This is a genomic window from Flavobacterium koreense (assembly GCF_054776075.1).
Genome location: NZ_BAAHCF010000002.1, coordinates 301675 through 319056 on the forward strand (window position 1 = coordinate 301675; position 17382 = coordinate 319056).

20 protein-coding genes are annotated in these 17382 nt (G+C 30.6%); 9 read left to right on the forward strand and 11 right to left on the reverse strand.

Annotation, left to right across the window (positions count from 1 at the left end):
* Positions 1–34 precede the first annotated feature (34 nt).
* The 6 genes from ACYU7A_RS01600 to ACYU7A_RS01625 all read left to right on the forward strand — a co-directional run bounded on the left by ACYU7A_RS01600 (position 35) and on the right by ACYU7A_RS01625 (position 3694).
* The gene (locus tag ACYU7A_RS01600; protein WP_460573742.1) at positions 35–1069 is read left to right on the forward strand and encodes a cytochrome c oxidase subunit 3; all 1035 of its coding nucleotides are present in this window, start codon (positions 35–37) and stop codon (positions 1067–1069) included.
* An 18-nt stretch (positions 1070–1087) separates the two neighbouring features.
* Entirely contained in the window at positions 1088–1438 is a 351-nt protein-coding gene (locus ACYU7A_RS01605) for a cytochrome C oxidase subunit IV family protein (protein ID WP_460573744.1), read from the forward strand.
* A gap of 76 nt (positions 1439–1514) precedes the next feature.
* Positions 1515–2171 (forward strand): hypothetical protein, encoded by a 657-nt coding sequence (locus ACYU7A_RS01610; protein WP_298305169.1) that lies wholly within the window; start codon positions 1515–1517, stop codon positions 2169–2171.
* A gap of 5 nt (positions 2172–2176) precedes the next feature.
* Positions 2177–2857 carry an SCO family protein gene (locus ACYU7A_RS01615; protein WP_460573746.1) on the forward strand — a complete coding sequence of 227 codons (681 nt, stop codon included), beginning with the start codon at positions 2177–2179 and terminating at the stop codon, positions 2855–2857.
* Positions 2858–2859: 2 nt separating this feature from the next.
* Positions 2860–3399 (forward strand): DUF420 domain-containing protein, encoded by a 540-nt coding sequence (locus ACYU7A_RS01620; protein WP_460573748.1) that lies wholly within the window; start codon positions 2860–2862, stop codon positions 3397–3399.
* Entirely contained in the window at positions 3389–3694 is a 306-nt protein-coding gene (locus ACYU7A_RS01625; protein WP_460573750.1) for a hypothetical protein, read from the forward strand. The genes ACYU7A_RS01620 and ACYU7A_RS01625 overlap by 11 nt, the downstream gene beginning before the upstream one ends.
* A gap of 3 nt (positions 3695–3697) precedes the next feature.
* Here ACYU7A_RS01625 and ACYU7A_RS01630 read toward each other — a convergent pair whose 3' ends face one another.
* Positions 3698–5089 carry a DUF4403 family protein gene (locus tag ACYU7A_RS01630; RefSeq protein WP_460573752.1) on the reverse strand — a complete coding sequence of 464 codons (1392 nt, stop codon included), beginning with the start codon at positions 5087–5089 and terminating at the stop codon, positions 3698–3700.
* Positions 5090–5229: 140 nt separating this feature from the next.
* Between ACYU7A_RS01630 and ACYU7A_RS01635 the strand changes: the two genes are divergently transcribed.
* From ACYU7A_RS01635 to tsaB, 3 genes are read left to right on the forward strand one after another with little or no spacing between them, the layout of a single operon-like run.
* Positions 5230–6603 (forward strand): TolC family protein, encoded by a 1374-nt coding sequence (locus tag ACYU7A_RS01635; RefSeq protein WP_460573754.1) that lies wholly within the window; start codon positions 5230–5232, stop codon positions 6601–6603.
* A 4-nt stretch (positions 6604–6607) separates the two neighbouring features.
* Positions 6608–7903 (forward strand): efflux RND transporter periplasmic adaptor subunit, encoded by a 1296-nt coding sequence (locus ACYU7A_RS01640; RefSeq protein ID WP_460573756.1) that lies wholly within the window; start codon positions 6608–6610, stop codon positions 7901–7903.
* Positions 7904–7926: 23 nt separating this feature from the next.
* Entirely contained in the window at positions 7927–8595 is a 669-nt protein-coding gene (gene tsaB, locus ACYU7A_RS01645; protein WP_460573758.1) for a tRNA (adenosine(37)-N6)-threonylcarbamoyltransferase complex dimerization subunit type 1 TsaB, read from the forward strand.
* Here tsaB and ACYU7A_RS01650 read toward each other — a convergent pair.
* From ACYU7A_RS01650 to ACYU7A_RS01695, 10 genes are all read right to left on the reverse strand, one after another.
* Positions 8588–9412, reverse strand: coding sequence for a mechanosensitive ion channel family protein (locus ACYU7A_RS01650; protein ID WP_460573760.1), 825 nt, complete (start codon positions 9410–9412; stop codon positions 8588–8590). The two genes, tsaB and ACYU7A_RS01650, sit on opposite strands and share 8 nt — an antisense overlap.
* A gap of 62 nt (positions 9413–9474) precedes the next feature.
* Positions 9475–9864: a YtxH domain-containing protein gene (locus tag ACYU7A_RS01655; RefSeq protein WP_460573762.1), complete on the reverse strand. Its 390-nt coding sequence runs from the start codon at positions 9862–9864 to the stop codon at positions 9475–9477.
* 37 nt (positions 9865–9901) lie between these two features.
* Positions 9902–10102 (reverse strand): dodecin family protein, encoded by a 201-nt coding sequence (locus ACYU7A_RS01660; protein WP_298305198.1) that lies wholly within the window; start codon positions 10100–10102, stop codon positions 9902–9904.
* 101 nt (positions 10103–10203) lie between these two features.
* Positions 10204–10566 carry a nuclear transport factor 2 family protein gene (locus ACYU7A_RS01665; RefSeq protein ID WP_460573764.1) on the reverse strand — a complete coding sequence of 121 codons (363 nt, stop codon included), beginning with the start codon at positions 10564–10566 and terminating at the stop codon, positions 10204–10206.
* 29 nt (positions 10567–10595) lie between these two features.
* Positions 10596–11465, reverse strand: coding sequence for a pseudouridine synthase (locus ACYU7A_RS01670; RefSeq protein ID WP_460573766.1), 870 nt, complete (start codon positions 11463–11465; stop codon positions 10596–10598).
* Between the two features lie 68 nt (positions 11466–11533).
* On the reverse strand, positions 11534–12313 hold the full coding sequence (gene murI, locus ACYU7A_RS01675) for a glutamate racemase (RefSeq protein ID WP_460573768.1): 780 nt from the start codon (positions 12311–12313) through the stop codon (positions 11534–11536).
* Between the two features lie 71 nt (positions 12314–12384).
* Positions 12385–12882, reverse strand: coding sequence for an OmpH/Skp family outer membrane protein (locus ACYU7A_RS01680; RefSeq protein ID WP_460574033.1), 498 nt, complete (start codon positions 12880–12882; stop codon positions 12385–12387).
* Positions 12883–12915: 33 nt separating this feature from the next.
* Positions 12916–13905 carry an OmpH/Skp family outer membrane protein gene (locus ACYU7A_RS01685; RefSeq protein ID WP_460573770.1) on the reverse strand — a complete coding sequence of 330 codons (990 nt, stop codon included), beginning with the start codon at positions 13903–13905 and terminating at the stop codon, positions 12916–12918.
* 33 nt (positions 13906–13938) lie between these two features.
* Positions 13939–16704 (reverse strand): outer membrane protein assembly factor BamA, encoded by a 2766-nt coding sequence (gene bamA / locus ACYU7A_RS01690; RefSeq protein WP_460573772.1) that lies wholly within the window; start codon positions 16702–16704, stop codon positions 13939–13941.
* Positions 16631–17377, reverse strand: a complete 747-nt coding sequence (locus ACYU7A_RS01695) for an isoprenyl transferase (protein ID WP_460573774.1) — start codon at positions 17375–17377, stop codon at positions 16631–16633. The genes bamA and ACYU7A_RS01695 overlap by 74 nt, the downstream gene beginning before the upstream one ends.
* Positions 17378–17382: the final 5 nt, after the last annotated feature.

Here is a 17382-nt window from a genome sequence, read left to right on the forward strand (position 1 = left end):
TGTAAATTTGGGAACTTTTTAACAACAACTTTTTATGGGATCGACAGTTACTACTGCAAATACTGTAGGGAAATCATGGGATGGCGGAAATAATGAGCCATTAGGAGCAAGTTACGGAAAATTAATGATGTGGTTTTTCATCGTTTCTGATGCATTAACCTTTTCTGGTTTTTTAGCTGCTTACGGTTTTTCTAGGTTTAAATTTATTGAAACTTGGCCATTGGCTGATGAGGTGTTTACTCACTTTCCATTTGCTCACGGTGTTTCTATGCCAATGTATTATGTGGCATTAATGACTTTTATTCTTATCTTTTCATCTGTAACAATGGTATTAGCAGTTGATGCTGGACACCAAATGAAGCAAGGAAAAGTAGCTTTCTACATGTTTTTAACAATTATCGGAGGTTTAATCTTCGTTGGTTCACAAGCTTGGGAGTGGAAAAATTTCATTCATGGTGAGTATGGTGCTGTTGAAACAAAAGGCGGAAGTATTTTACAATTTGTTGATAGCAAAGGAAAACGTGTTGCTTTAGCTGATTTCGCAGTTGTATTACCTGAAGAAAGAGAACAACTTACAAGAGGAAAAGGAAAATGGTTTATGGAAGAAGGTTCTTTACCAACGTATTCTGTAAATGAAGTTTTAGAAGGATTTAAATCTCGTCCTGACTTATTAGTAAGAACTGAAGTTATTAATAGTGAGGAAACTCTTAAAACTGTTCAAGGTCTAAACGAAGATAAGTCTTTAAATAAACCAAAACACAAATTTATCCTTTCAAGAGCAGAATCTGAAAAAAGATTAGCAGATGCTTCATTAGTAGTTGAAGGAGCTAACTTACAACACAATGAATATGGAAGTAAGTTATTTGCTGATTTCTTTTTCTTTATTACTGGTTTCCACGGTTTCCACGTATTCTCTGGAGTTATCATTAACATCATCATTTTCATAAATGTTCTTTTAGGAACTTATGAAAAAAGAAGAAGTTACGAAATGGTTGAAAAAGTTGGACTATACTGGCACTTTGTCGATTTAGTTTGGGTTTTCGTATTTACATTCTTCTATTTAGTTTAATTTTAAGATAAAAAAATAATGGCACACGCACACGAATCGAATACAGGTAGAATTTGGAAGGTTTTTTGGTTTCTTTCTGCAGTTACAATTGTAGAGGTAATTTTAGGTATTTTCAAGCCTGAAGCTCTACATATGACTAATTTTTTAGGAACTAATCTATTAAATTGGATATTCTTAATTTTAACTTTAGTTAAAGCTTACGGAATCGTTTGGGCTTTCATGCATATGGAAGGTGAAACAAAAGCATTAAGAAGATCTGTTGTTTGGACAGTTATTTTCTTAGTTTTATATTTAACATTCATCCTTTTAACTGAAGGTAATTATATTTTTGGGGTTTTTAAAGACGCTACAATTAAGTGGAATTTTTAACACTATATTAATTCAATAAAAAGGTACGCATTGCGTACCTTTTTTTTATTTTTGTATATTCAAATTATGAAAAAAAATGAAAAAGAAAATTGTTCTGTTTGTATTGTTTGTTCTTCCACTAGTTACTTATCTCTTTTTTGCATCAGGAGTTAATAGTTTTGTTAATCTTCCAACCATTACTAAGAATATTCCAGACATAAATACTTGGAAAACGCTAGATGATAAACCAGTTGCTCTTACCAATAAAATTACAATATTAGGCTTTATTGGTACTGATGTTGAAAAACGAAAAGGAAGCTTTTTTAATTTATACGAAAAGATTTATACTAGGAATAAAGATTTTAAAGATTTTCAAATGGTAATGATTTTTCCAGATGGAACTCAAGAGCAAGTAAAAGCATTAAAAAACGATATAAGTAAACTTGGAACTCAAGCTGGATGGAACTTTGTTTTTGGTTCGCCACAGCAAATACAAACATTCTATGATAAACTACAATTAGTTGGTAAATTAGATGATAAGCTTGGAACACCAAATGTTTATATTGTAGATAAAAAGAGAAATCTTAGAGGTAGAAAAGGTCAAGATAAAAAAGGTAAGCCAGAATATAAAGAAGGCTATAATACAGTTCTGGTTTCTGAATTATACAACCAAATGATTGATGATGTTAAAATTATTTTGGCAGAGTATCGATTGGCTTTAAAAAGAAATCACAACGCTTCAAGAAAAATATAATAATCATGAAAAATAAATCTTACATAGGTATTTCATTTATCATTTTAATATTTGGAATTATTTTTATACCAAAAATAATTAATCGCATTAAAGACGGCTCTGTTGTGAAAAATGACAGGATGAGTCTTTCTAATGAAATTGTAAAAGAAAATGATTTGATAAAAATAGGACCAGTTCCTAAGTTTGAATTAACAGATCAAAACAATGCTAAAATATCAGATAAAAGTTATTTAGGTAAAGTATATGTAATTGAATTTTTCTTTTCAACGTGTCCTTCAATTTGTCCCATTATGAACAAAAACATGAAGGATATTCAAAAGGAGTTTTCAAAAGAGAGCAACTTTGGAGTAGCCTCAATTACAATAAACCCTGAAAACGATACTGTTGAAGTTTTAAAGGAACATGCAAATCAACTTGGCATCACTTCACCAAATTGGCATTTTCTAACAGGTGACAAAGAATATATTTTAAGTTTGGCAAACAAAGGCTTCAATCTATATGCTGCGGAGAATAAAAAAGTAAATGGTGGTTTTGAACATTCCGGACTTTTTGCACTTATAGATAAAGAAGGAAAAATAAGATGTAGAAAGGATAATCAAGGAAATCCAATTCTATATTATGATGGACTTGAAGCCAAAGGAGTAAAGGAAATTAAAGAAGACATTAAATTATTATTAGAAGAATAATCATGGATAACACAATAGAAAAAAAATTTAGAACACCAATCATAATTGTTTCAATACTAATTCCAATAGTAGTAGCAATACTATTTTCGGTTAAATTGAAAGATTTTGGAATCAATGTGGAGCCACTTTCTTTCTTACCGCCAATTTACGCGTCAATTAATGGTATTACGGCTATTTTATTGATTTTAGCAGTAAGAGCTATAAAAAATGGTAATCGTTCGTTACACGAAAAATTAATGACTTCTGCAATTGCATGTTCTGTAATCTTTTTAGTAATGTATGTTGCCTACCACATGACTTCAGAATCAACTAAGTTTGGTGGAGAAGGTGTAATTAGGTATGTTTACTTTTTTATTCTGCTAACTCATATTGCACTTTCAGTAATTATTATTCCTTTGGTTTTGTTTACCTACGTTAGAGCATTATCTCAACAATTTGATAGACACAAAAAGTTGGCAAGAATTACATTTCCGTTATGGTTATATGTTGCAGTTACTGGTGTTGTTGTTTATCTAATGATTTCTCCATATTATGCAAATTAAAGAAAATAGAGTAAAGAAAATAGAAAATAGAGTAAAGAAAATAGAAAATAGACTAGAGAAAAGAAAAGTTTCTACATTGAAAGGATTTGTCATTATACTTTTTTCTATATTCTATTCTCTTCCTTCACAAGCACAATGCGCTATGTGTAGAGCATCATTAGAGAGTGAAGGAAATACTATGAAAGCTGAAGCAGTAAATGACGGAATTGTTTACCTAATGGTTATTCCGTACGTGTTGGTTGGTATCGTTGGAGTAGTGGTTTATAGAATGTATACGAAAAAGAAAACTCAATAGTTTTTATTCCATTCCATCAATTTTAATATTCAATTTACCTGATGTAGTTATAAATGCAATTATAGCTTCGTTGGTCAATTCAACTTTTTCAAATTCAAAATCGTTCAAAGTTCCGTTTACGAATACGCCTTTCATTGGTGAGTAATTGCTCAAGTAGGGCAATAAACTTTTCTTGCCTTCGTCCAAATTTTCTTTTATAGAATAGCGGCAGTTTTCTTGAATTTTTCTCAAAATTACGCCTTGCAACAACCAATTAGCTGTTTTTGTCAAAAGACCTTTTGTATTTAAAACATAATCCATTTGTTCAAAATAAATTTCTTTTGTAACTGAATTATAATTTGGAATTCCAGAAAGATAAATTGATCCATTGATGCTTCCAGTCATGTCAAGTGCAATAATCATTTTACCATCTTTCGACCATAAATCAACTTTTTGTACCGTTATTTTTCTACTTCCAGAAGCAAATTCTTTTCCTTGAAAATTCTTAGTTATTATTCGTGAAGCACTTTCATAGGTTGAAATTGCTGCAACAGTAGCAGTGGTTTTATCTGGAACAGTAGCAACTGGTTTAAAGGTCACAGATTCTTTATCAAAAACATTTTTTGGTTCTTGTCCAACCATTGTTAGCATGGTGCATTTTAATCCTAAGTTCATTTTTATTTTACTTTTTTGCAATTGTGCATCAGTAACATAAACTTCAATTGGATTCATTTTAAACCAGGTTTCATATTGTTCACTTGTTTTAAAAGGTGTGCCCAAAGTTTCTAAAACATTTAAGACATAAGGTTTGAAATCACAAGATTTTTCAATAGCATCATCAATTTTCTTTGCCACTTTAGACTTAAAAATAGATAGTGTTGGATTGATTATGTAGGTTATAGGAACTTTTTTTCCTGCAACTAATATCGTTGGGCTTTCACTCCATTCAAAATCTTCAATAACAGAGCTAGTATTCATTTTCCAATTTGATAATTTGGCTGTGCTAAGTAAAGTTATGGTTCCGTTTAAGTCAATTTCTCTTGTGTCGTTTAGTCCCATGAACTCCGTTCCGTATTTTATTTTTGACCAAATTTTTAAAGGCAAAACAGATTGTATTTTTCCGTCTTTTTCAATTAATTTTATGGTGCCTGTTTTCCAAATTTTCATTTCCGTTTTGTCATCATCAAGATTATTATCTTCATAAATTAATCCAGTTAAGGCTTTATTTAATTGGTTTTCGATTTCTTTTAATGAAACTTCCATGGGCATGCTTACGAATGAAGTTGTTGTTTTGTATGCCATTGGAGTATTTTGAGAGGGTTCTGGTTTTATAGTAGCTATATTATTTGTTGACGAACAACTAAACAAAGCAGAAAGTAAAATAAGCGAAAATAATATAAGAAAACAGTTTTTCATTTTTAAATCAAAATTAATTTGGGTGTGAATGTAACAAAAAAAGTAATTTAACGTCAGATAAGAATATGTTAATTTAATTGTTTTGATTATAAAACGCTTAAATTTGCATTATTGTATTTTAACTATTGATTAAAATAAACATGAAAAACGTAGGTTTTAAAATAATTTTCCTTTTTGCTCTAGTTTTCGGATTTTCATCCCAAGCTCAATCAAAAAAATGGACTATACAAGAATGTGTTGATTATGCTTTAAAGAATAATATTAGCATAAAACAAACCGATTTAGATGCGCAAACAACTGCAATTTCTAAGAAAGATGCTATTGGAAATTTTTTACCAACAATTAATGCCAATGCTTCACACTCTTGGAATATTGGTTTAAATCAAAATATTACAACAGGTTTACTACAGAATCAAACTACACAATTTACCTCTGCAGGTTTAAATTCAAGTATTGATATCTATAATGGATTGCAAAATCAAAACAGACTTCGTAGAGCTAATCTTTCAATTTTATCTTCTCAGTATCAACTGACCAAAATGAAAGATGATATTTCTCTAAATGTTGCTAACGCTTTTCTTCAAATTCTTTTCAATAAAGAGAATCTTAAAGTTCAAAAAGAACAATTAGCAAATGATGAAAAGCAGCAAAAAAGAAGTGAAGAACTTGTTGCATCTGGTGTTGTTCCAAGAGGTGACTTATTAGATGTAAAGGCAACAGTAGCTGCAGATAAACAAAGAGTTGTTGCGGCTGAAAACACATTGTTTTTATCAAAATTGAGTTTAGCACAGTTGCTACAATTAGATGATTTTAAAGATTTTGATATTGCTGATGCTGATTATGAAGTAAAACCTAGCGCTACAATGTTAGAAACACCTGAAGCTATCATTGCAAAAGCAAAACAAGAACGTGTAGAGTTAAAAATAGCCAAAACAAATCTAGAAATTGCCGAAAAAGATGTAAAAATTGCTAAAGGAGCTTTTCAACCAAGTTTATCTGGATTTTATAGTTTTAGTTCAAGAGTTAGTTATGCAGATAGAGTATTATTTGATAGCTCGGGCTTTCCTTATACAGCAGGTGCACTTCCCTTCTTTGATCAATTTAGTAACAATAAAGGACATAATTTTGGAATGCAATTGAATATTCCGATACTGAATGGTTTGTCAATCAAGAATAATGTTGAGCGTTCAAAAATTGCTTTAGAGCGTTCTAAGACAGTTGAAAAACAAGCTACATTAGATTTAGAACGAAATGTTTACACAGCAATTACAGATGCTAAAGGAGCTCTTAATGCATACGAGTCAGCAACTATAACGCTTGATGCTCGTAAAGAAGCTTTTAATTACGCTAAAGAAAAGTATGCTGTGGGCATGATGAATAGTTTTGATTACAATCAAGCACAATTATTATATGCCAATGCACAATCAGAAGTAATAAGAACTAAATACGATTACATTTTTAAAGTTAAAGTAGTGGAGTTTTATTTTGGAATTCCAATAATTGAAAATAAATAAGATCATGTCAAAAAAGAAAATTTACATAATAACTGGAGTTATTTTAGGATTAGTAGTTTTATTAGTAGCCTTATCAAAAGCTGGTGTTTTTGGTGATAGAGATAATTCTACAGAAGTTGAAACTGCCAAAGTTGACGAAATAACTATTATAGAAACAGTATCTGCAACTGGAAAAATTCAGCCAGAAATTGAAGTAAAAATATCTTCTGAAGTTTCTGGAGAAATTATCGCTTTGCCTGTAAAAGAAGGTCAAGTGGTTAAAAAAGGTGATTTATTAGTAAAAATTAATCCTGATTTATATACTTCTGGTTTGAATCGTTCTGTTTCAAATTATTCTGGAACTAAAGCTGGATTAAGTCAAGCCGATGCCTCTTTCAAAGAAGCTCAAGCTAATTATGATAGAAATAAATCGTTGTACGAAAAAGGAATTATTTCTCGTTCAGATTGGGATAAAGCTATTGCTTCATTTGAAGTGGCAAAAGCTAGTAAACAATCGGCTTATTATAACGTTCAAAGTGCTAACGCAACTGTAAAAGAAGCAAAGGATAACTTAGGAAGAACTACAATTTATGCTCCAGCTGATGGTACAATTTCTATGCTGAATGTAGAATTGGGTGAAAGAGTTTTAGGAACCCAACAAATGACAGGAACAGAAATTTTAAGAGTTGCCAATTTAAACAATATGGAAGTTGAAGTTGATGTCAACGAAAATGATATCGTTAAAATCAACATAGGAGACGAAACTAATATTCAGGTTGATGCGTATTTGAAAAAAGAGTTTAAAGGAATTGTTACAAGTATTTCTAACTCTGCTAGTTCTACAACTACTGCCGATCAAGTAACAAATTTCAAAGTTAAAGTTAGAATTTTGAAAGAATCATATTTAGATTTAATTGAAGGAAAGCCAGATACTTATTCGCCTTTTAGACCAGGAATGACAGCAACTGTTGATATCATCACTACAAGAAAAGAAAAAGTTATTGGTGTGCCAATTAGCTCTGTGGTTATAAAATCGGATACAACGGCAACTAAAAAGTTTGAAGTTGAAGATGGAGAAGAGGATAATAAAGTTAAAGCTAAGTCGGATAAAAAACTAGAATGTGTTTTTGTAAAAGTAGGCGATAAAGCTAAAATAAGAGTGGTAAAAACTGGAATCCAAGATGATACTAATATTGAAATCATCTCTGGACTTCAAAAAGGTGATGAAGTAATCGTTGGTCCTTATGTTACTGTTTCTAAAAATCTAAATTCTGGTGATAAAGTTAAAATCACTGCTAAGAAAGAAGAAGCAAAAAAATAGAACTTAAAAAGATTATCTTTTAAATGGGTTACATTCTTAATATTGAAACGGCTACCAAAAACTGTTCTGTGGCTTTAGCCAAAAACGGTGAAACTATTTTATGTAAAGAAATGGCTGAACAAGGCTTTTCTCATGCAGAAAAATTGCACCTATTTATCGAAGAGATTATAAAGGAAGCTGGTATAACATTTTCTGATTTAAGTGCTGTTGCAGTAAGCCAAGGACCTGGTTCATATACAGGATTGCGAATTGGAGTTTCAGCGGCTAAAGGATTATGTTACGCATTAGAAATACCATTGATTTCAGTTGATACATTGACGGTTTTAGCAAATCAATTGCAAATAGAAAAAGGTATTATCATTCCGATGATTGATGCACGAAGAATGGAAGTTTATAGCGCTATTTTTAATTCAAAAAAAGAAATGATAAGAGAAGTTCAAGCTGAAATTCTTACCGATTCTAGTTTTTCAGATATTGAGGATGCTGTTTATTTCGTGGGCGATAGTAATGAAAAAGTAAAAACGATATTATCAAAATCTAATTTTAACTTTGTTGATACTATTTTTTATCCTTCAGCTAAGGAAATGAGTGAGATTTCGTACAAGAAATTTCTAAATAATTCTTTTGAAGATGTGGCTTATTTTGAACCTTATTATTTGAAAGATTTCATGTTACAAACCAAATCTACTTAGAATTTTCTCTTACAAAAGGTTGGATTATTATTCCCTTTTTATCAAACGCGGCTTTACAATTTTCCAAAATATCTGAGGAAACTTCACCAAAATCTTCGTTTTTAGACCAAGGACGAATTGCTAAGTGAATGGCGCTATCAGACAAATCTTTTACAACAACTATAGGTTCTGGATTTTTCAAAACTTTAGAATGGCTTTTCATTACTTCTAAGACAACTTCTTTAGCTTCTTTGATGTTGGTTTCATAAGAAAGTGAAAATACCAAATCTACACGTCTCATTCCTTCAACAGAAAAGTTTGTAATGATTCCATTCGATAAAATTCCATTTGGAATAAAAATGGTTTGATTATTAGCTGAAATAAGTTTGGTTACAAATATTTGAATTTCTGTTACTGTTCCAATTACACCTTGTGCTTCGATAGTATCTCCAACTCTAAATGGTTTGAAAAGAATAATCAACATTCCACCTGCAAAATTAGATAAAGAACCTTGAAGTGAGAGACCTACAGCCAAACCTGCAGCTCCTAAAATTGCTACAAATGATGAAGTTTCTATTCCAAGTTTTGAAATGAAAGTTACAAATAACAAAACTCGTAAAACCCAATTTAAAATATCGGCTAAAAACTTTGAAAGCGTTGGGTCTAACTCACGTTGAACCATTAATTTCTTAACCAATCGATTAATAAATCGAATTACATAAATTCCAACAAAAAGAATGATGAATGCTGAAATTAACTTTGGCGAATAACTAATTAATACATCAAAAAATTGCTTTGTGTATTCTTCTAAACTGTTGATGTGAAGTGTTTTTTCCATAATAAAAAAATCACACTAAAAAGTGTGATTTAAATTTTTACAAAGATAGCTTTTTTCCAAAATTAATCAGCATCTTCTTCAACTCTATTTGCGTCTTCTGCTGGAGCAACTGGTGCTGCTTCTTCTGCGTCATTTGTAAACGAGTTAACTTTTTCTTTTACAGTATCAACAGCATTTCCAGCCATTTCTTCTGCTTTATCAGCAAGTTCACCTGCTTTTTCTTTTACAGTATCAACAGCGTTCTCAATTGCTTCACTTGCAGCAGGAACATATTCTGCTACTTTTTCTTTTGCAATTTCTGCATATTCTTCAGCTTTTTCTACTAAAGGTGCAGCTGTTTCTTTTACTTTTTCAATTGCTTCTTCAGCAAAATCTTCAGCTTTATCAGCAACTTCACTTACTTTTTCTTTGGCCGAACCAAATAGGTTTTTAAAAAATCCTCCTAATCCCATAGTTTCTATTTTTTGTTTTGGTTAAAATTATTATTGATTATTCAATTTCGAAAGTAAGTTTTAAATTTACTCTGTATTCTGTTACTTTTCCGTCTTTTACAGCAGCACTATGTTCTTGAACATAAACTGAACGAATGTGTTTTAATGATTTTGCTGCTTGTTCAACTGCTTTTTGTGTTGCATCTTCCCAGCTTTTTTCTGAGCTTGCAAGTACTTCGATTACTTTTAATACTGCCATAATTTATTTATTTGGTTAAAGGAATAAAATTACAAAATTTATAAATACAATAGTATTTTGTTTTATAGAAATATTGCGACAATTAGCTGTTTTGCATAATTTTAGCCATGATATACCCTTGAAGCAACTATTAGGCCTTCTTTTATTTCTAATACTTCTGCAACTAGCATTGCTTCTTCGTTATCTACATTTCTTATATATTCCATAAATACTCTGTCAGAATTTGCTGTTAGAGAAGTTACTTTATATTGCAAACTTGGCAATCGTTCAAAAGCATCTTGCCACCATGTTCTTAGTGCATCTTGTCCTCTTACTAGTCCGTTTGTTTCTGGATGTCTAATTTTTAATTTTGGGCTAAAATGTTCTGCATCATTATCATATAATGATAGTAGCTTTTCTAGGTTATGAGTATTAAATGCTTCAAACCAAGCATGTGCTATAGATAAGTTTTTTTGAGTTGTCATTTGGATAAAAAAACCAAGCTTTTGCCTGGTTAGATATTTTTTAAATTAATTATTTCTTGTTCCGTAAGTGGTCTCCAATTTCCTCTTGGAAGATTCTTTTTGGTTAAACCTGCAAAGGCAACTCGATCAATTTTTATTGTAGTATAATTGAAATTTTCAAATATGGCTCTAACAACTTTTACATTTGGAGTTCTTAATTTGATGCCAATTTCATTTTTAGGTTCGTTTTCAATATAACTTACTTCATCAACAAATAATTTGTGTCCGTCAAGGGTAACTCCTTTTGAAATTTTTTCTAAATCTTCAAATTTTAAGTTTTTATCTAAAGTAACTTGATAGATTTTTGGTGATTTTTGATTTGGCAAACTAAATTTTCTAATAATATCTGTATCGTTTGTAAAAACTAATAATCCAGTGGTGTTTTTGTCCATTCTACCAATAGGTTGCATCTTAGATGTTGTTGCGCCTTTTATTAGCTCTAAAACATTTCTATGATCGCCATCTTCATCATTAGAAGTAGTGAAGTTTTTGGGTTTGTTTAAAACAAAATATTCTTTCTTTTCAGGCATTAAAGTTGAGCCGTCAAAATTCACAACATCACCAGGTTTAACTTTATGTCCCATTTCTGTAACTACAATTCCATTTACTTTTACATTCCCAGATTGAATATAAATATCAGCATCTCTTCTAGAGCAAGCACCAGAATTTGAGATGTATTTGTTCAAACGAATTTCATCTGATTTTATAGGTTTCGGTACGTTTGGGGAATCTTTCTTAACTGCGGGTTTTCTATTTTGAGAACGTTTGTCCATGGCAGGTTTAGAAGTTGTGGTAGATTTTTTTCTATCACCACTTGGTTTGCTTGGTCCAGTTCGTTTTTTATTATTAGAATTATTCATGCTTATATTTTTTGCAAAGATACTCTATTTGAGCTTAACTTTTGCTAAGATTATGAAAGCAAAGGGATTTAGAAGTCTTTTTCAATAACTTTAAACTTATTTTCAAGAATTTCAATAAGTACTTTTGGGTTGGTATTGGTATAAAAAAGTTGCTTACTTTTCTCATTTAGTTCTCTAAAACCTACTTTTTCATCTAAGATTTTTTTTGTCTGTTTAGCAACAGCCTCACCAGAATCAATTATTTTGATATTTGATGGTAGAATTTTTTTTATTTGAGGAATCAAGTAAGGGTAGTGGCTGCATCCAAGTACTAAGTAATCTATATTAGACGCTATCATAGGATTTAGATACTTTTTTAATAAAGCCCTCATTTCTTTAGAATTTATTTCGCCATTTTCAATTAGTTCAACCAAACCAAATCCAATTTGCTCTATGACTTGAATGTCTTGAAATTGTTCAACATGTTTGTAAAACAGCTCACTATTTAATGTTCCTTTAGTAGCAAGAATTCCTATTTTTTGTGTTTTAGAATGTAACGCCGCTGGTTTTATAGCTGGTTCGATTCCTATGAAAGGAACATTATATTTAGCTCGTAATTCTTTTATTGCATTTGTAGTTGCGGTATTACAAGCGACTACTATGATTTTGCAATTTTTGTTAAGAAGAAACTCTGTGTTCTTACAACTTAAATGAATAATTTCCTCTTTGGATTTTTGACCATAAGGAGCATTTTTACTATCAGCTAGATAAATAGTGTCTTCATTCGGAAGTAGTTGATGAATTTCTTTCCAAATAGAAGTTCCACCAATGCCCGAATCAAATAGCCCAATAGGATTGTTGTTTGTCATAAAGCAAATGTAAAAAAAAACTGCTCAAATAAATTGAGCAGTTTTTAAATATTTTAGATTTTTAAATTGGATTAAAATCCTAAATCTTTTTTTACATCAGCTGTAATGTCTGTTCCATCAGCTAATAATAAATCACCAGCGTTTAGTACATAATTAAAACCTTTAGCTTTTCCAACTTTTTGGATAGAAGCTTTTACTTTTTCAGTGATAGGTTTCATTAAGTCTGCTTCTTTCTTTTGTAAATCTTTTTGAGCAGTTTCTTGATATTCACCAATTCTTCTTCCCATGTCTTGCATTTCTGATTGACGTGTTTGGTTTACAGCATCTGTTACAGTTGCAGCTTCAGCATCATATTTTTTAATTTTTGCTTGGTACTCATCTACCATAGTTTTGTATTCTGCAGTATACGTGTCATTCAATTTTTTTAATTGATTTTGAGCATCAAGTACAGCAGGCATTTTAGTCATGATTTCGTTAGTATCAACATGTGCTACTTTAGTTTGAGCGCTTACTGTTTGAAAGCTAAATAAAGCTACTGCTGCTATTAAAAAAGTTCTAAATTGTTTCATCATTCTTCGTATTAATTATTGTTTTTATTTATTTTAAGGTTTATTATTTTTTGCGTCTTCTTTTGCTTTTTTTGCAGCTTCTCTATCGGCTAATATTTTAAGTCTTTTTTCTTCGGCTGCTTTTTTTCTATCGTCAATTAACTTTTGTCTTTCTTCTAAAGTTTTTTTCTTTTGAGCTTCAACTTCTGCTTTTTTATCAGCTACTGCATCTGTTTTTGTGTCTGCATCTTTGTTATCTGTATTAGGCTTATCAGAAACTGTGCCACTTTTTTTATTATTCTTTTCTTCAAGCAATTGTTTTCTTTTTGCATCAGCTTCAGCTTTCTTTTCTTCAGCAAGAAGTTTTTTGTCTTCAATCATTTTTAGACGAGCAGCTTTTCTTTCTTCAACTTGTTTTTGTCTTTCTGAAAGTGCAGGATTGTCATCAATCATTTCTTGCTTACGCTCTCTTTCTTCTTCAAGTTTTAGTTGTTTTTTAGACATTTGCTCTCTTTTCTCAGCACGTGTAAGTGCGCTAACAACTCTGTCGCTAATGTCATGTTTTTTTGCAGCAAAAAGCATTGTTAAATCAGATGATTTGTCGAAAATATAATCGTATTTTTTTGCTTCAGCAATATCTTGTACCGCATTGAATACTTGATCTTGTATTGGTTTTACTAAAACGGCTTTTTGAACAATTAGTTCACCATTTGGACCAAATTTTTTCTGAGTATATTCTAATAGTTCATTTTCTTGAAAAGCAATTTCTTCTTCTCTTTCTGCTATAAGTTCTTTAGTTAAAAGAACTTTTTCGGTTTTTAAAGCTTCTTTTAACTTAGCAATATCATTTTTTTTGGTTTCAATTTCTTGCTTCCATTTTTCTGCTTTTTGCTCCAATTGGTTTTTTGCTTCAGCATAATCAGGAACTTTTTCTAAGATGTACTCCATATCGATGTAGCCAACTTTGATTCCTCTTGTTTGCGCATTTACAGTTTTTGTTACAGCTAATGTTACAAATAATGCTAGTAAAATGTATTTCTTCATAAACTTAAGTTTTAGAAATGTTAAGCAAATATACTAAAATTGTTGACCAATAATAAAATGTGTTTGCCATCCACTTTTTTCTGTTAAACCTGGAACTGGATCAAAGCCATGAGCAAAGTCAATTCCTAATAATCCGAAGGCAGGCATGAAAACTCTAATTCCAAATCCGGCAGATCGTTGTAAAGAGAACGGATTATAGTCTTTAAAATTGTCAAACGATGTACCTGCTTCTAAAAAAGATAAGGCATAAATTGATGCTTGTGCTTTTAAAGTAATAGGATATCTTAATTCTAATGAAAATTTGTTATAGATTGAACCTCCATTTACAGAAGATAATGATTGATTTGGATAACCTCTTAATTGGACTACTTCACGACCATCTAATGCAAAGTTAGCTAAACCATCTCCACCAACAAAAAATCTTTCAAATGGAACAACTCCTCTAGCAGAATTGTATGCTCCAAGATAACCAAATTCTCCTAATGTTCTTAAAACAAGTGCATTTTGATCGTTACCATATAATTTAGTAAACCAATCGGCTTTAAATTTTACCTTATAATATTCTAACCAATTAAATCTTTTTTGATCAATTTTTGCTTGATCTGGATCAGCTTCGCTGAAATCATTTACTTTAACAATACCTGTAGTTGTTAATCCAGTTAATGGATTTACAACTGTAGCTTCTTTAATATAATCTCCATCGTTAATTAATACACCATCAGCACCAAAATTTAAATCTTGTATTGATGAAGCCGAATATCTTCTTTTGTATTCTGCTTGGTTTCCTAAATTAGCATAATCAATGTTGTTGAAAAGAGAATAAGGTAGCGTAAATTTTGTTGAAAGACTAAATTCTGATCCTTTTGTTGGGTATATTGGGTTGTTACCTTTACTATTTCTACTTAAACCAATATTAAAAGCAAGGTTTCTTGAAGAACCATTACCAAATGTAAATAAACCTGTGTTATAATTATTTAAATCATAATATTGAAAACTTACAGCATTTGAAAGTGTAAAATAATCATCTGGAACAGTTAATCTTTTAGCAATACCTACAGATAATGATGTAATGTTGAAACTTTTACTTTTATCTACACTCGCTGAAGAACCAGTGTATAAAAATTGTTTACTTTGCGATAATGACGTTGAAAAACTTACTGGTTTTTTTCCGCCAAACCATGGTTCAGAAAATGATAAACTGTAGGTTTGAAAGAAAGTACTGGCTTGTAAACGTAAAGACACTTTTTGTCCATCACCCATTGGAAGAGGTTTGTAGGCGTCTTTTTTGAACATATTTTTTACAGAGAAGTTGTTAAAAGATAAACCAAGTGTTCCAATGAAACCTCCACCGCCATAACCTCCTTGAAGTTCAATTTGACTTGACCCTTTTTCAACTAAATTATATTCAATATCCACAGTTCCTGCAGTTGGATCAACATTCTTGAATTTTGGATCGATTGCTTCAGGATCGAAGAATCCTAATTGTCCAATTTCACGAATAGTTCTAACTAAGTCATCTTTACTATATTTTTCACCTGGTTTTGTTCTTAACTCACGATAAATTACTTTATCATTTGTTTTATCATTTCCAACAACGGTAATTTTATTAAAATAAGCAATTGGTCCTTCTGTTACTCTAATTTCAAAATCGATAGAGTCATTAGCTGTTTTTACTTCAACAGGATTTATGTTAGAAAATAAATAACCATTATTTTGATAAAGATTGGTCAAATCTTCTCCGTCTGGTTTAGTTTTATCAGCAACTCTTTTTTCAAGAAGAACACCATTGTAAGTATCTCCTTTTTTAATACCTAGAATGGTGCTTAAAAGTTGATCCGAATATACGGAGTTACCCAAGAATTTAATATTTCCGAAGTAGTATTTTTTACCTTCTTCTACCTTAATATTTATTGCAAGCTTATTTTTTTTCTTGTCTAACCAAACAGAATCACTTACTACTCTAGCATCACGATATCCTTTTTCTTTGTAGTTGTCAACAATTTTCACTAAATCTTCTTCGTATTTAGTTTTTATGAATTTAGAAGCTTTAAACACTCTAATTGGATTAACTACTTTGGTGTTTTTCATAGACTTTTTAAGCTTTTTATTAGAAAACTCTTTATTGCCTTGAAATGCTATTTGTTTGATTTTTATTTTTTCACCTTTATCAATGTTTACAACCATGTTAACAGTGTTTGAAGTAGTATCTGCTATGGTTCTAATATTTACTTTAGTGTTAAAAAATCCGTCTTTTTTATATTTGTTTTCTAAATAGTTTTTGGTAGTTGTAATTAAATTTTCATTTACAATTTTACCTTTTGTAAGTGAATTTTCTTTAATCAACTCTTCAACTTTATTTTTTTTGACACCAACAAATTTAGCTTCACTTAATTTAGGCAATTCTACGATTTCTAAATCTAGAAAGATACTATCTCCTTTAATCTCATTAACATAAAAATCTATGTCGCTAAATAAACCTAATTTACCAAGTTTTTTTATTGCTGCACTAATTTCTTCCCCAGGAACTGAAATATTTTGACCTTTTTCTAATCCAGAAAAAGTTACTACTGTTTGTTGATTGTAGCTGATTTTACCTAATACATTTACATTTCCAAGAATGTATTTTTTTCCTTGGTCAAACGGCAATCTATCTTGTGCATTTGATTGAAAAACAACTCCTAAGAATAAAAGTGTTAGTAAAGTTTTAATATGATTGATTGACACTTTAGGATTGTTTAATTTGTTCACTTGTTTTTCCAAATCTTCGTTCTCTTTTTTGATAGCTAATGATGGCTTCATATAAATGTTCTTCTGTAAAATCGGGCCACAAAACATCAGTGAAAAACAATTCTGCATAAGCTATTTGCCAAAGCAGAAAATTACTGATTCTATGTTCACCACTCGTTCTGATTAATAAATCTACATCAGGTAGATTGTGCGTGTAAAGATGCTCATTTATAATTGATTCATCAATAGCGTCTATTGAAATTATATTATTTTTAACTTTATCACTAATGTTTTTAACAACATTTAATAATTCTTCTCGTGAACCATAACTTAATGCTAAGGTTAAAGTCATTCGAGTATTGTTTTTTGTTTTTTCTATTACCTCATTTAATTCTTTTAGAATTGACTTTGGCATTTTGGATAGATTTCCAATAGAATTAAGGCGTATGTTGTTTTCTTGAAGTGTTTTTAATTCTTTTCTTAACGAACCAACTAGTAATTTCATTAAAGTGTCTACTTCAAGTTTTGGTCGATTCCAATTTTCAGTTGAAAATGCATATAAGGTTAAGTTTTCTATACCGAGTTTTGCACAAGTTTCTACGGTTACTTTTACAGATTTGGTTCCGCTTTCGTGACCAAGAGTTCTCAACAAACCTTTTTGCTTTGCCCAACGACCATTACCATCCATGATGATAGCAAGGTGTTTAGGTAAATTCTCTTTATTTATTGATTCTAATAAACTCATATTTT

Bases quoted from the DNA above. Each gene is read 5' to 3' on its own strand.
- ACYU7A_RS01600 (WP_460573742.1), top strand. From the start codon at position 35: ATGGGATCGACAGTTACTACTGCAAATACTGTAGGGAAATCATGGGAT.
- ACYU7A_RS01605 (WP_460573744.1), top strand. From the start codon at position 1,088: ATGGCACACGCACACGAATCGAATACAGGTAGAATTTGGAAGGTTTTT.
- ACYU7A_RS01610 (WP_298305169.1), top strand. From the start codon at position 1,515: ATGAAAAAGAAAATTGTTCTGTTTGTATTGTTTGTTCTTCCACTAGTT.
- ACYU7A_RS01615 (WP_460573746.1), top strand. From the start codon at position 2,177: ATGAAAAATAAATCTTACATAGGTATTTCATTTATCATTTTAATATTT.
- ACYU7A_RS01620 (WP_460573748.1), top strand. From the start codon at position 2,860: ATGGATAACACAATAGAAAAAAAATTTAGAACACCAATCATAATTGTT.
- ACYU7A_RS01625 (WP_460573750.1), top strand. From the start codon at position 3,389: ATGCAAATTAAAGAAAATAGAGTAAAGAAAATAGAAAATAGAGTAAAG.
- ACYU7A_RS01630 (WP_460573752.1), bottom strand. From the start codon at position 5,089: ATGAAAAACTGTTTTCTTATATTATTTTCGCTTATTTTACTTTCTGCT.
- ACYU7A_RS01635 (WP_460573754.1), top strand. From the start codon at position 5,230: ATGAAAAACGTAGGTTTTAAAATAATTTTCCTTTTTGCTCTAGTTTTC.
- ACYU7A_RS01640 (WP_460573756.1), top strand. From the start codon at position 6,608: ATGTCAAAAAAGAAAATTTACATAATAACTGGAGTTATTTTAGGATTA.
- tsaB (WP_460573758.1), top strand. From the start codon at position 7,927: ATGGGTTACATTCTTAATATTGAAACGGCTACCAAAAACTGTTCTGTG.
- ACYU7A_RS01650 (WP_460573760.1), bottom strand. From the start codon at position 9,412: ATGGAAAAAACACTTCACATCAACAGTTTAGAAGAATACACAAAGCAA.
- ACYU7A_RS01655 (WP_460573762.1), bottom strand. From the start codon at position 9,864: ATGGGATTAGGAGGATTTTTTAAAAACCTATTTGGTTCGGCCAAAGAA.
- ACYU7A_RS01660 (WP_298305198.1), bottom strand. From the start codon at position 10,102: ATGGCAGTATTAAAAGTAATCGAAGTACTTGCAAGCTCAGAAAAAAGC.
- ACYU7A_RS01665 (WP_460573764.1), bottom strand. From the start codon at position 10,566: ATGACAACTCAAAAAAACTTATCTATAGCACATGCTTGGTTTGAAGCA.
- ACYU7A_RS01670 (WP_460573766.1), bottom strand. From the start codon at position 11,465: ATGAATAATTCTAATAATAAAAAACGAACTGGACCAAGCAAACCAAGT.
- murI (WP_460573768.1), bottom strand. From the start codon at position 12,313: ATGACAAACAACAATCCTATTGGGCTATTTGATTCGGGCATTGGTGGA.
- ACYU7A_RS01680 (WP_460574033.1), bottom strand. From the start codon at position 12,882: ATGAAACAATTTAGAACTTTTTTAATAGCAGCAGTAGCTTTATTTAGC.
- ACYU7A_RS01685 (WP_460573770.1), bottom strand. From the start codon at position 13,905: ATGAAGAAATACATTTTACTAGCATTATTTGTAACATTAGCTGTAACA.
- bamA (WP_460573772.1), bottom strand. From the start codon at position 16,704: ATGAAGCCATCATTAGCTATCAAAAAAGAGAACGAAGATTTGGAAAAA.
- ACYU7A_RS01695 (WP_460573774.1), bottom strand. From the start codon at position 17,377: ATGAGTTTATTAGAATCAATAAATAAAGAGAATTTACCTAAACACCTT.